General features: G+C 62.5%; 12 protein-coding genes. 8 read left to right on the top strand and 4 right to left on the bottom strand.

The annotated features are described in order from the left end of the window. Positions 1 to 6 precede the first annotated feature (6 nt). The 5 genes from ACWFUC_RS13115 to ACWFUC_RS13095 all read left to right on the top strand — a co-directional run bounded on the left by ACWFUC_RS13115 (position 7) and on the right by ACWFUC_RS13095 (position 5,480). Positions 7 to 447 (top strand): hypothetical protein, encoded by a 441-nt coding sequence (locus tag ACWFUC_RS13115; RefSeq protein WP_489625123.1) that lies wholly within the window; start codon positions 7 to 9, stop codon positions 445 to 447. A 93-nt stretch (positions 448 to 540) separates the two neighbouring features. Further along, entirely contained in the window at positions 541 to 1,926 is a 1,386-nt protein-coding gene (locus tag ACWFUC_RS13110) for a TolC family protein (protein ID WP_489625122.1), read from the top strand. Further along, positions 1,923 to 3,305, top strand: a complete 1,383-nt coding sequence (locus ACWFUC_RS13105) for a multicopper oxidase family protein (protein ID WP_489625121.1) — start codon at positions 1,923 to 1,925, stop codon at positions 3,303 to 3,305. Before ACWFUC_RS13110 ends, ACWFUC_RS13105 begins: the two co-directional genes overlap by 4 nt. Positions 3,306 to 3,403: 98 nt before the next feature. After that, positions 3,404 to 3,694: a copper-binding protein gene (locus ACWFUC_RS13100; RefSeq protein WP_489625120.1), complete on the top strand. Its 291-nt coding sequence runs from the start codon at positions 3,404 to 3,406 to the stop codon at positions 3,692 to 3,694. A 145-nt stretch (positions 3,695 to 3,839) separates the two neighbouring features. Next, positions 3,840 to 5,480, top strand: coding sequence for a fatty acid--CoA ligase (locus ACWFUC_RS13095; protein ID WP_489625119.1), 1,641 nt, complete (start codon positions 3,840 to 3,842; stop codon positions 5,478 to 5,480). A gap of 967 nt (positions 5,481 to 6,447) precedes the next feature. Here the strand turns inward: ACWFUC_RS13095 and purU are convergent. Both purU and ACWFUC_RS13085 read right to left on the bottom strand, forming a co-directional pair. Beyond that, a complete protein-coding gene (gene purU, locus ACWFUC_RS13090) occupies positions 6,448 to 7,317 on the bottom strand; it encodes a formyltetrahydrofolate deformylase (protein ID WP_489625118.1) in 870 nt (289 codons plus the stop codon). A 350-nt stretch (positions 7,318 to 7,667) separates the two neighbouring features. Further along, positions 7,668 to 8,189: a bactofilin family protein gene (locus ACWFUC_RS13085; RefSeq protein ID WP_039787631.1), complete on the bottom strand. Its 522-nt coding sequence runs from the start codon at positions 8,187 to 8,189 to the stop codon at positions 7,668 to 7,670. A gap of 214 nt (positions 8,190 to 8,403) precedes the next feature. Between ACWFUC_RS13085 and ACWFUC_RS13080 the strand changes: the two genes are divergently transcribed. The 3 genes from ACWFUC_RS13080 to ACWFUC_RS13070 all read left to right on the top strand — a co-directional run bounded on the left by ACWFUC_RS13080 (position 8,404) and on the right by ACWFUC_RS13070 (position 11,966). Continuing rightward, on the top strand, positions 8,404 to 8,679 hold the full coding sequence (locus ACWFUC_RS13080; protein ID WP_489625117.1) for a hypothetical protein: 276 nt from the start codon (positions 8,404 to 8,406) through the stop codon (positions 8,677 to 8,679). A gap of 384 nt (positions 8,680 to 9,063) precedes the next feature. Then, the gene (locus ACWFUC_RS13075; protein WP_121038768.1) at positions 9,064 to 9,780 is read left to right on the top strand and encodes a Pr6Pr family membrane protein; all 717 of its coding nucleotides are present in this window, start codon (positions 9,064 to 9,066) and stop codon (positions 9,778 to 9,780) included. 473 nt (positions 9,781 to 10,253) lie between these two features. Further along, positions 10,254 to 11,966, top strand: coding sequence for an acid phosphatase (locus tag ACWFUC_RS13070; protein ID WP_489625116.1), 1,713 nt, complete (start codon positions 10,254 to 10,256; stop codon positions 11,964 to 11,966). Between the two features lie 87 nt (positions 11,967 to 12,053). Here the strand turns inward: ACWFUC_RS13070 and ACWFUC_RS13065 are convergent, their stop codons facing one another. Next, positions 12,054 to 13,058, bottom strand: a complete 1,005-nt coding sequence (locus ACWFUC_RS13065) for a sulfonate ABC transporter substrate-binding protein (protein ID WP_121038761.1) — start codon at positions 13,056 to 13,058, stop codon at positions 12,054 to 12,056. Between the two features lie 137 nt (positions 13,059 to 13,195). Continuing rightward, positions 13,196 to 13,423, bottom strand: a complete 228-nt coding sequence (locus ACWFUC_RS13060) for a hypothetical protein (protein ID WP_489625115.1) — start codon at positions 13,421 to 13,423, stop codon at positions 13,196 to 13,198. Positions 13,424 to 13,502: the final 79 nt, after the last annotated feature.

The raw sequence follows: 13,502 nt of genomic DNA, 5'->3' as shown, positions 1-13,502 counted from the left end.
CCGCCCATGATGCTGCGCGCAAAACTCCTCCTGCTCTGGCTGCTGGCGCTGGCGATTCCCGTCCAGGGCTTCGCCGCCGTGCTGCAGGCCTGCGCGCCGTCGCAGCAGCAGGCGGTACAGCATCATGCGCCCGCAGTGCAAGCGCCTCAGATGCAGCATGAGCAGCATCAGCATCATGACCAGCAGGCCCACCAAGGCCATCATGCCGATCATGGTGCGGCAACACAGATCACCTCTGCTGATGCCAGCGACACACAACATCAGCCACATCACACGCATTCCTCCTGCAGCTTCTGCGCCGCCTGCACCGTCGGTGGCCTGTTGCCGGTGGCCTTGAGCGCACCGCCTGCGCCTGATCTTCCCTCGCGCGAATTCATTGCGCTGCCGGCTTCCGGCTTCGTCGGCTATCTGCCGGAAAACCCCGACCGTCCCCCTGCCCTCGCCTGATCACGCCCTGCGCACCTTCGCGTGCGCCTGAGCCTCGTGCGCGCTGACGTCAGTGCGCGCGTGGCGTGACGATCATCATCAGACGAGGATTCCATGATTCCCCAAGTTTCACGTCCCTGGCGGGCCGCTGCCGTGGCCGCCTGTGCCTTGCTGGCCGGCTGTGCGCAGCTGTCGCCGGATGGCGGTTTCGGCCAGGTCGAGCAGACCAGCCAGCAGCGCCTGGGCCACACCCCGGCCTGGAACCGCAGCCCGCAACAGACCCAGGCCAGCAGCGAGCGCGTACGCGCCTTGCTGCACGATCCTGCAAGCGGCGCAGCACGACTGGCCAGTGCCGACGATGCGGTGCAGATCGCCCTGCTCCACAATCCGGATCTGCAGGCCGATTTCGCCGGACTGGGCGTAGCCGAGGCCGACATGGTGCAAGCCGGCCGCCTGCCCAATCCCGGTTTCTCCTTCAAGCGCACCCATGCGGGCGACGATCTCAAGATCGAGCGCAGCCTGTCACTGGGCCTGATGCGCCTCATCACCCTGCCGGCGGCGGCGCGCATCGAACAGCGGCGCTTCGAGCAGGTGCGCCTGTCGCTGGCCGCGCGCGTACTGGCGCTCGCAGCGCAGACGCGCCAGGCCTACTACCAGGCGGTGGCCGCGCAGCAGGGCTTGCAGTATCAGGAGCAGGTGGCCGATGCGGCCGAGGCGGCGCATGAACTGGCGGCGCAGATGGCGCGGCTGGGCAATATCAGCCAGCTCGATGGTGCGCGCGAGCAGTTCTTCTATGGCCAGGCGCAGGCCAGCCTGCAGCAGGCGCGCCGGCAAGCGGCGCAGCACAAGGAAACGCTGGCCCGCCTGCTGGGGCTGGCACCGGATTTCGCGTTGCCAGCGCAATTGCCGCCCTTGCCCAGGCAGCTGGAGGCAGTCGATGACATCGAGCAGCAAGCCCTGCAGCAGCGTCTCGACGTCCAGGCCGCCCGCACCGAACTGGAGGGCCTGCAAGCTTCGCTGGGACTGACCCGCGCCACCCGCTTCATCAACGTGCTGGACCTGGGCGCGGTGCGCACCACCGAGAGCGGCAAGCCCAATGAAAACGGCTACGAGATCTCGTTGGAGATTCCGCTCTTCGACTGGGGCGAGGCGCGCACGGCCAAGGCTGAGGCCATCTACCTGCAGGGTGCGCACAAGCTGGCTGCGGCTCTTCTCGATGCACGCGCCCAGGCACGCCTGGCCTGGCGTGAGCGGCAGGATGCCTATGCGCTGGCCCGGCGCTACCAGGATGAACTGGTGCCGCTGCGCCAGCGCATCGCCGAAGAAAATCTGCTGCGCTACAACGGCATGCTCATCAGCGTCTTCGCCTTGCTGGCCGATGCGCGCGAACAGGCGGCCACGGTCAATGCCGCCATCGATGCCCAGCGTGATTTCTGGATCGCCGACGCCAGCCTGCAACAGGCGCTGGGCGGCCGTCCCCAACCAGGAAAGCAACCATGAACCCGAACGACAAAGCGCGCCGCCACTTCCTGCAAGGCGCGGCCCTGGCGGTGACGGCTGGTGCCGTCAGCCGCGCCGGTGCCGCCGGTCTGCCTGAAGCCCCGCTGCAAACCAGCGCCGCCACGCAGCCCCCGCTGCAACCCGCCACTGGCCGCCCTTACCAGCCGGTGGTCACGCTCAATGGCTGGACCTTGCCCTGGCGCATGAAGCACGGCATCAAGGAATTCCACCTGATCGCTGAAGCCGTGGAGCGCGAGATCGCGCCCGGCATGAAGGCCAGACTGTGGGGCTACAACGGCCAGAGCCCCGGCCCGACCATCGAGGTGGTGGAAGGCGACAAGGTGCGCATCTTCGTGACCAACAAGCTGCCCGAAGCGACCTCGGTGCATTGGCACGGACAGCGCCTGCCCAATGGCATGGATGGCGTATCGGGCCTGACGCAAGCGGCCATCCCGCCTGGCAAGACCTATGTGTATGAGTTCACCGCCAAACGCGCCGGCACCTTCATGTATCACCCGCATGCCGACGAGATGGTACAGATGGCCATGGGCATGATGGGGTTCTGGGTGACGCATCCCAAGGATCCTGGCGTCATGCGGGTGGATCGGGATTTCGTGTTCCTGATGAATGCCTACGACATCGCGCCGGGCGCCTCGGTGCCCAAGGTCAGCACCATGCTGGACTTCAACCTGTGGACCTGGAACAGCCGGGCCTTCCCCGGCATCGACCCGCTGGTGGTGCGGCAGAACGACCGCGTGCGCATCCGCGTGGGCAATCTCACCATGACCAATCACCCGCTGCACCTGCACGGCCACGAGTTCAGCGTGACCGGCACCGATGGCGGCTGGGTGCCGCCGGCCGCACGCTGGCCCGAGGTCACCACCGACATTGCGGTGGGCCAGATGCGGGCCATCGAGTTCGATGCCACTGAAGAAGGCGACTGGGCCCTGCATTGCCACAAGGCGCATCACACCATGAACGCCATGGGCCATGACCTGCCGACCATGATCGGGGTGGACCAGTCCAAGGTCGTCAGCAAGATCAGCCGTCTCATTCCCGACTACATGGCCATGGGTGACAAGGGGGGATCGATGGGCGAGATGGAGATGCCCCTGCCCGACAACACCCTGCCGATGATGACCGGACGCGGACCGTATGGTCCCATCGAGATGGGTGGCATGTTCAGCACCGTGAAGGTCCGGCGCAACCTGGCGCGGGATGATTATCGGGACCCCGGCTGGTATCGCGCTCCGGCCGGCACGGTGGCGCGGGAATGGCAGGGCGAGATGCCCGAGACCAGGCGGGCCGCGCCTTCCGGCCCGGCTGCGCCAGCCACGCTGGAGGTCATCAAGCCGGGAGGGCATCAAGGGCATCATTGACAAAATGACTTATCGAGCACCTCTGTCATCAGCTTTTTACATCATTGTTTTTGGATCAGCGACCTTGCGTCGCTGACGACTTCACGAAAGGAAAGACCATGTTGCGCTCCCTCCTCCTCACCACGGCCCTTTGTTTTACCGCGCTGGCGGCACACGCGCAGGGTGATGCACCCAAAGTGGATGGCGAAATCCGCAAGGTCGACACCAGCACGGGCAAGCTCACCATCCGCCATGCGGAGATTCCCAATCTGCAGATGGGCGGGATGACGATGGTGTTCAAGGCTGGTCCCGAGATCCTGGCGCGGGCACGCGAAGGCGAGAAGATCAGCTTCACCGCCGACCGGGTCGATGGTGCGCTGACCGTGACCTCGCTGGAAGAAAAGCGCTGACCACCCGCGGGGGGCCGGGACGCTGCACAATTTCGTCGTCCCGGCGACGATGCGGTTGGAGACTTGGCGGTATCATCGGAGTTCGTTTCATCCATCCCATCCATAAGAGGCGGCCCTGCTGCCGCACAACAGAGGAGACTCCGGCATGCCCCAAGCGATCGAGCAAACCCCGTCGGCCTATGGCTATCCGCTGCTGATCAAGCAGTTGCTGCACAGCGCCCTGGCCACCGCCCCCGAGCAGGAAATCATTTACGGTACGCGCCGGCTGACCTATGCCGGTTTTTACGAGCGTGTGCAGCGGCTGGCCAATGTGCTCAAGGAAATGGGCGTGCAGGCCGGCAATACGGTGGCGGTAATGGACTGGGACAGCAATCGTTATCTGGAGTGTTTCTTTGCGGTGCCGATGATGGGCTGCGTGTTGCAGACGGTGAATGTACGGTTGTCGCCGGAGCAGATTGCCTACACGCTCAATCATGCGCAGGCTGATGTCTTGCTGGTGAATTCGGATTTCATGCCGGTGTTGAAGCAGATCCGTGGTGAGTTGAACACCCTCACGCGCTGCGTGCTGTTGACCGACGATGGCAGTCCCTGCCCGCAGGGGCCGGGCTTCGCGGGGGAATACGAAGCTTTGCTGGCGCAGGCCTCGGCGCGGTATGACTTCCCCGACTTCGACGAGAATGCGCGCGCGACGACCTTCTACACCACCGGCACCACGGGCTTGCCCAAGGGCGTGTATTTCAGCCATCGACAGCTGGTCCTGCATACGCTGGGCACCACGGCCGGGCTGGCGCTGGCGCCGCAGCAGGGGCGTTTGCATCGGGATGATGTCTACATGCCGTTGACGCCGATGTTCCATGTGCATGCCTGGGGGTTGCCTTATGTGGCGACGATGGCGGGGGTCAAGCAGGTGTATCCGGGGCGCTATGTGCCGGACACGATCTGCAAGCTGATCCGTGAGGAGAAGGTGACCTTCTCGCATTGCGTGCCGACCATTTTGCAGATGGTGTTGACCTCCGAGCAGGCGCGGGAGGTGGATCTGTCGGGGTGGAAGATGATCATCGGTGGTTCGGCGATGACGGGCAGTCTGGCGCGCATGGCGCGGGATCGGGGGATAGATGTCTTTACCGGTTACGGGATGTCGGAGACGTGTCCGGTATTGACGCTGGCGCAGGTGCCGACCGAGGAGCTGGGCAGCGAGCGTGAAGCCGTCCTGCGCGTGAAGACCGGGCGGCCGCTGCCGCTGGTGGCCTTGCGTACGGTGGATGGCGATATGAATGATTGTCCGCGGGATGGCAAGAGCACCGGCGAAGTGGTGGTGCGCGCGCCCTGGCTGACGCAAGGGTATCTGCATCAAGCGGAAGCCTCTGAAGAATTGTGGCGTGGGGGATGGTTGCATACTCAGGATATCGGGCATATCGATGCTGAAGGCTATCTGCAGGTCACGGATCGGATCAAGGATGTCATCAAGACCGGGGGCGAGTGGGTCTCTTCGCTGCAGATCGAGGACATCATTGCGCGGCATCCGGCTGTGGCTGAGACGGCCGTCATCGGGGTGCAGGACGGTAAATGGGGGGAGCGGCCGGTTGCGCTGGTCGTCCTGAAGAAGGATGTGGCTGCGGTTTCTGAAGAGGATATCCGGCAGCATGTGATGGCTGCTGCCGAGGCTGGGACCATCTCTCGTTATGGCGTGCCGGATCGGGTGCGGTTTGTTCCTGAATTGGCTCGCACCAGCGTCGGGAAGCTCAACAAGCGGGTGATGCGGGAGCAGTATCCGGCTGCAGGCTGATGCTTTTTGTGTGGTCTTGGCTGGGTGCTTTTCTGGTTGTTCGGTTTGGGGCAGTCTGCACGGAATTTCTTCCTGCGCTCTAGCTTAATTATTTTCTCTCTCCGGTCGGAAGAGCGCGCCGGGGGCGGCCCGGCAGCCGCTCACTTTTCTTGTCTCGCCAAGAAAAGTAAGCAAAAGAAGGCGACCGCAACTCCGCCGCCCTCCTTCGGAGGGTCCCCGCTTCAGAGCCCAACAAAACGGGAAAAATAGAGTCGCTTCGCTCCGACTATTTTTCTGATCCGTTTTGTTGGGCTCTGAAGCGGCGGCGCAGATGCGGACGGCCGAAACGGCTCGCCTTCGGCCTCGCCCCCCCCTCCGACTCGCCTTCGGCTTTGCCTTGGCGTTCTTTGGCCTTCGATACCTCGCTGCGCGACTACTCAGGACGAACGGACGGAAACTATTTAAATTATAAAAACTAAAAAGAAAAAAGGCCCAAAACCAAAACGGGAGTGGGAACGATCAAAAGGTCGATGCCGCAGGCGAGCCAACCCAAAGCCGAAGGCGAGTCGGAGATGTGGCGAGGCCGCAGGCGAGCCCGTGGGGGGTGCCGTCCCCATAGAGCCAGCCGCCGCAGCGGAGCGAAAAGTGGATCAGAAGGATAGTCGGAGCGAAGCGACTCTATCCTTCCCACTTTTCGCTCTGCTGCGGCGGGGACCCTCCGAAGGAAGGCTGGCTCTTTGGGGTCGCCTTCTTTTGCTTACTTTTCTTGGCGAGACAAGAAAAGTGAGCGGCTGCCGGGCCGCTCCCGGCGCGTCCTTCCGACCGGAGAAAGATAAGAATTAAGCTAGAGCGCAGGAAGAAATCCCGTGCAGACCACCCCAAACCGAACAACCAGAAAAGCACCCAGCCAAGACAACAAAACGAAAACCAAAAACAAAAACGCCGCCCGACCAAAGGCCGGACGGCGTCCAAGAAGAAGCCCAGCTGATCAGTTGAAGATGACGGTCTTGTGTCCATTGAGCAAGATACGATGCTCGGTAAACCATTTCACAGCGCGCGCCAGGACGACGCATTCGATATCGCGTCCGATAGCGGTGAGGGTATCCGGCCCCATGGAGTGATCGACGCGTTCGACGCCCTGCTCGATGATCGGACCTTCATCCAGATCGCCGGTAACGAAGTGCGCGGTTGCCCCGATCAACTTGACGCCACGATCATGCGCCTGATAATAAGGCTTGGCGCCCTTGAAACTAGGCAGGAAGGAGTGGTGAATATTGATCGCCCGTCCGCGCAAGGCCTCGCACATCTCAGGCGAGAGGATCTGCATGTAACGCGCCAACACCACCAGATCGATCTGGTTGGCATCGACGATTTCCATGATCCGCTGCTCCTGGGCGCGCTTGGTCTCGATGGAAGAGCCAGTAGCCAGCGGCAGATGATGGAAAGGAATGTTGTAGCTCGCAGCCAGCTGATAGAAATCAGTATGGTTGGAGACAATCGCCGGAATCTCCACCGGCAGCAAACCGCTCTTGTAGCGGAACAGCAGATCGTTGAGACAGTGACCGATCTTGGAGACCATCAGCATCACACGCGGCTTCTTGTCCGCATCATGCAACTGCCAGTTCATCTGCAGCGAATCGCCCAGCACGCCGAAATCCGCACGCAAGGCCGCATCCGACACCCCGGCATCCTCCGAAGAAAAATGCACGCGCATGAAGAACAGCTTGGACTGCGCATCGCCAAACTGCGCCGAATCGATGATGTTGCAGCCGTGATCGGCCAGGAAGCCCGAGACGCGATGCACGATGCCGCGCTGGTCCAGGCAGGACAAGGTAAGAATGTATTCCGGGTGAGCCATGAGTGAACTGAGGAATGAAACCGAGAAGCGCCAGCGTCCCGTCGGCAGCCCCACGCAGGGACACTACCGGTCCGGCTGACGGGCAAAAGGACGAAAGGCGCTATTGTCGCACGGCCGGGCCATGCGGACAAATCCGGCACGCGCAAACGCACGCCGGACGCGTCAAAGCGAGGTCATTCCGACAGAAATCACGGCAGATCGGCACGATTTGACAACAAATCGCGCCTCGCCCCGAAAATTATTTCCAAAAAGAAACGAGACCAGCAAGACACACCACTGGCCCGGCCTCAAGAGGCCTCCTCACCGGATGGCGCGCGAGACTGCGACCTCGGCACCACCCGCAGGGGAGCTCATGCCGTCTTCTGCAACAGATCCTTCTGCTCGTGACCGCCGCCCACCTGCAGATCACCGGCCAGCTGGCCACCCTCTTCGATCACCAGCTTGCCGTAACGAATCTTGCCGGTCACCTTGCCGCTGGAATAGATCACCAGCTTCTGGCGCACGGTGAGATCACCATCGAACTCGCCACGGATCTCGGCCAGATCGATCTCCGCCGAACCCTTGAAGGCACCACGCTCGGCAATCTGCACCACACGGCAGTTGATCGTGGCTTGCACCTTGCCTTCGACGACGAGCGTGTCGCAGTCCTCGATCTCGCCCTTGACCTTGATGTTGGGGCCGACGGTCAGCTTGCTGCCGCTCTCCTCGGTCGCCGCAGGCGCAGTGTTGGAGACGGAAGAAGGATATTGGGTAGGTTTGTTCACGCTGGTCACATTGCCGCCTGTAGTAGAAGAGACGTTGCCCGCACTGCTGAACGGGGAATTGGTCGAACTGGTTTCGCGTTTGCCGAAGAGGGATTCCGAGCGAAGCATGTGATCTCCTGAAATGGTAGTGCCTGATGCGTAAAAATCTACGCGCGAAAAATAAGCCTGCGCCAAGGTGCGCACGACAGCGTCATGACGCGCACCGCCTGCGCGGTGCCAGGCCGCCCTGCACGATCATCGGAAAGACCGGCAACACGAGCGGCGCGTCGGAACGTCGACAAGGTCGACGGAAGCGGCTCCTCCCGAGGTCCATGAGAGGGGAATGGACTGCCCGAACGCGAAGCATCCAGGCGTTGTCCGGGAGGAAACCTGTGCGATTCGGCAGGATGCCTTTTGCAAAGTTCACCGCAAATTTGTAACAGTGAATGCATCGCCGGAAGCACCGTTTTTCTGCAGTGAATACACAGCGAATACAGGGCAAATTATTTATATTTTGAAGCGCCTTGTAACTAAAAAAAATGTAACATTTGTTAGAGAGCATGCGTCGCCACAAGGCGACACCCTCTTCCGCAAAGTTCGCTCCGGATATGGCTTGTAGAGAACCTCTCCCATTTTGTGGCGACCACATCGACCGGCTGCAACAGAGAAAAAACTTAGAAATTCAACCGGTCAATTTCCCCACCTTTCAAGGCCACATTCTTCCCCCACTGAGCGCATTGATGAGCACAATTCACCGCATGGATGAGCCAGCTTCATCCCGAAGAAGGAGCCTGCCGCATCCGCAATGCGTTCTCGCAACCATGAATGCAACAGGCCCCTCGCAAAGGGCATCGGCGATGTGTCTTGATGTAAGCGTTGAAAATGAATGTCATGCGGCAAGCACAACCATGCCCGCCCGATTTATGATGGAGCCATTGCCGGTTGCCGCCGGAGCTCCACCCGTCCGGCGGCAGCAGTCCTCTCTCCTCCCGCAGACCACACCATGAGCAACGACAGGATCCCCTCGCCGGAATCGCTGGATTCCTTTGGCGCACATCTCTTCCCGGCGCGCCGCCACTCGGCCGCCGCCCGCACGGTCGCCGGCCTGATCGCCGTGATCAGCTGGTTCGCCTTCGTGGCACAGACCGACATCACCATCAACCGCCTGCTGGCACGCGGCGGCGGCATCCTGGATGGCCTGGACCGGCTGACCATGTACCTGACCAACCTCACCATCCTCATGAGTGCGCTGTGCTTTACCTCGCTGGCGCTCTCGCTGAGATCGCCCATGAGCCGCTTCTTCCGGCAGCCCACCGTGATCTCGGCCGTGGTCACGTACCTGGCCTTCGTCGGCATCGCCTACAACCTGCTGCTGCGCCATTTGTGGACGCCCACGGGCTTTCGCGCGCTGGTCAATGAGAGCCTGCATACGGTGGTGCCGCTGCTGGCGATCGTGTACTGGATTTTTTTCGTGCCGGTATTCCAGGCCTCGCTGAAGAAGGCACTGCTGTGGCTGGTCTACCCGTTGGGGTATCTGATGGTGACGCTGTGGCGCGGGGCACTGTCGGGCTTCTATCCCTACCCCTTCATCGACGTCAACGCGCTCGGCTATCCGCGCGTGATCCTGAACGCCACCCTGCTGTTCGGCGCGTTCGTCGGATTGATGGCCTTGTTCATCGCCGTCAACCGGTCAGGAAAACCGGTGCTGCAAGGCAAATAGAACGTACTGATGATGGGCGGCCGGACTGCGCGTCCGGCCCTGCCGCCAGGCCACTAGGTCAGCGGCTCCGTGATGGCGAGCGCCAGCATGAACACCATGCACGCACTGAAGCCCGCACCGATGAGCAGGTATTGGAAAGTTTTGAGCACCATGATTCCCTCGTCAAACAAGACCGCCTTGACATGAGCGCCGAATCGACTATCCCCTGGTCTGCCGGACTCACCTGACCCGGTCGCCGGGCCGCGAGATGCGTGGCCCCAACCGGTGCGGTCGACGCATTTTATGGCCTTCGCCACGCATGAGCACCATCCTAGCGTTTCTTTTACTCAAACTTTCACTGTCTCTTGGTGCCGGTTTCGTCACTTTCTTGATTGCCAGCATGATGGAAAAGACACATCCTTGTCATACGGTCGCGCTATGCTGCCCCCGCAACGCGCCAAACCCCACAACAATATCCGACAGGAAATTCATCCATGAGCAAGCACGACGACGACATCGCCGGCAGCCAGCCTGCGTCCAGCGAAACGCCCCCGATCCCGCAACAACCCGGCCGCCGCCGCTTCCTGGGCAGCATGGCGGCCCTCAGTGCCGGCACGACGCTGGCCGCCTGCGCCACCGAAGGCCAGGGACCAGTGCCCTACCCCAGCGGCAACCCGGCCGAGTCCGCCGCGCTGGACCGCGCCCTGCGCGAGAACGTCAAGACCATTGTGGTGATCTACGCCGAGAACCGCAGCTTCAACAATCTCTTCGCCGATTTCCCCGGCCTGGAAAAACCGCTCTCTTCGCTCAAGCCCTCGGACTACCAGCAGCGTGACCGCGACGGCAGCCTGCTCAAGGAATTGCCCCCCGCCTGGAACGGCGTGCTGATCCAGGACCAGAGCGTGGAAGGCGTCAACTATGCCGGCGGCAAGCAGTACCAGACCAACTTGCCCAACGCACCCTATGCGCTCAAGGGCCCGCAGGGCGAAGCGCTGCCGCTGAGCCTGGTCACGCGCGACCTGTGGCACGTGTTCTACCAGAACCAGATGCAGATCAACGGCGGCAAGAACGATGGCTTCGTGGCCTGGGCCGATTCCGGTGGCCTGACCATGGGCCACTATGCGGACACCCGCTACAACCTGCGCCTGTGGGACGTGGCGCGCGAATTCGTGCTGTGCGACAACTTCTTCCAGGGGGCCTTCGGCGGCTCCTTCCTGAACCACCAGTACCTGATCTGCGCCACTGCGCCCTACTATCCGAACGTGATGAGCTCGGTCTCACGCACGCAAGTGGCCAAGACCAAAAACAATGATCCGCTCTCGCCGGAACTGGTGCCGGCCGAAGGCAGCCCGGCCAGCGCCCTGCAAGGTCCGCCGAAGTTCGGCCCCAGCGCACTGACGCCGGACGGCTACGCCGTCAACACCATGGCCCCGCCGTACTGGCCGACCTGGAGCCGCGACCGCAACAATCCGGCCTACGCCGAACCCAACCAGCCCAGCGTGCTGGTGCCGCAGACGCATGAACACATCGGCGACAAGCTCAACAAGAAGGGCATCGACTGGGCCTGGTATGCGGGTGCATGGCAGGCCACGCTGGATGAGTTCAAGGATTCCAAGGGCATCCCCAAGATCCCCAATTTCCAGTATCACCACCAGCCCTTCAACTACTTCAAGAACCTGGGGCCGGAAAATCCCGCCGAGCGCAACAAGCGCCTGCGGGATGGCGGCCTGGGCGACGAGTCGCGCACCAACCGCTTCCTGGCCGATGTCGAGGCGGGCCGCCTGCCGCCGGTGACCTTCTACAAGCCGCAGGGCAACCTCAACCTGCACGCCGGTTACGCCGACATCGCCTCCGGTGACCGCCACATCGCCCACATCGTCAAGAGCCTGCAGGCCAGCCCGCAGTGGAAGAACATGGTGGTGGTCATCACCTTCGATGAAAACGGCGGCTGGTGGGATCACGTGGCCCCGCCCAAGGGCGACCGCTGGGGTCCGGGCACGCGCGTGCCGGCGCTGGTGATCTCGCCCTTCGCACGGAAGGGGACAGTGGATCACACCGTGTATGACACTGCCTCCATCCTGCGCCTCATCACCCGCACCTTCGGCCTGGAAAAGCTCAATGGCCTCAAGGAACGTGACGACGCCATGATCGCGCGCGGCCAGCAGCCCATGGGCGACCTGACCAACGCGTTGCAGTTCAAGGCCTGATCAACCGCTACGCGAGAACGACAAGGCCGCCGCAGGGTTTTCCTGCGGCGGCCTTGTTCATGGTGTGACGAACCGTGCGCGGATGGTTTACGCCAGCCAGGGCGGTGCCGTCTCGCGCAGGTTGATCTTCTTCGGGATCAGCTTGAGATCGAGGAAGGTATCGGCGATCTGCTGCTGCTCGTCGAGAATGGCGTGCGTGATCGGCAGCGTACCGTAGTTGTAGCGGCGCACCACCACGTCCAAAACGCCCTTGGGTAGCCCCAGGATGCCGGCCAGTTCGCTGGCGTAGTCATCGGGGCGCGTCTTGGCGAACTCATCTACCTTGGCCAGCTCTTCCAGCGCGATGCGGATGAGGTCGGCATTGTCCCGCGCATAATCACGGGTCGAAAAATAATAGGCACGATTCTTGACCACCCCGTCGGCGTCGGCCAGGATGCGCGCCTTCAGGGTCTGCTGGGCGGCCGCCAGATAGGGCTCCCAGATCGCCCAGGCATCGACCGAGCCGCGTTCAAACGCAGCGCGCGCATCGGCCGGTGCCAGCCAGACCGGGGTCACGTCGCCGTATTGCAGGCCATGCTTTTCCAGCAGCTTGACCAGGAAGTAATGCACGTTGGAACCCTTGTTCAGGGCGATGCGCTTGCCCTTGAGCTGCGCCGGTTTCTGCAGGCTGTCATCCTTGACCAGGATCGCTTCCACATAAGGACGCGGCACCGTCGCCCCCACGTAGACCAGCGGCGTTCCGGCCGCCTGCGAAAAGATGGGCGGCGCTTCGCCGACGTCGCCGAAATCGATCGAGCCCGCCCCCAGCGCTTCCAGCTGCACCGGGCCGGCACTGAATTCCACCCACTTCACGGTCGCCCCCAGCGATGCCAGCCGTTGCTCCAGCGTGCCGTGGGCGCGAATGATGCTCAGCGCCCCTTTCTGATAACCCACACGCAACTGGCGCGTGGCCGCGTGCGCCAGGCGCGGACTGAATGCCGCAGCCGCACCGGCCGCACCCAGGGCCAGCCCGGCACCGATGAGGCGGCGGCGCTTGCTGTTCAATTCCACGGTGGCGAGGGCGCGTTGGCGTTTGTCTTCGTACTGCGGCATGGGGACTCCATCATTCATGGTTGAGGTCGATATTTCCTGGCTCACAGGGTAGCGAGCCCTCCTCATGCTGCGAACGAATCATTCCTCCTGTGCATAGAAGAAAAGCGGATAAGTCGCGCCATGCATGCAACGCGCCGTCAAACGCCACCGCTGAGCTTGCACATCAGGTTGTCGTGCGAGACCAGGATCACGTTTATGCCGGCATTGCCGTTGTCCATGCGGAATTCGCTGTTGCCGTTGGCCAGCGAGATGATGCGGACCGCGCGCGTGGCGGTCTCGGTCATGACCGTTTCGGCCGCCATGTTCAGGCAGGTCAGCACGCAGCCGCTGCCCGCCACGCAACTGCGGGTGATGTCGCTGGCCACCGGCGAGGGGGGCCGCGGTACCGGCCGGCACCGGGACGGCGGCCGGAACCTGCACCGGGACTTGCGCACGGGCCGCTGC

The organism is Herbaspirillum sp. Her4 (genome assembly GCF_057961335.1).
This window is presented reverse-complemented; position numbering and strand designations above follow the sequence as displayed.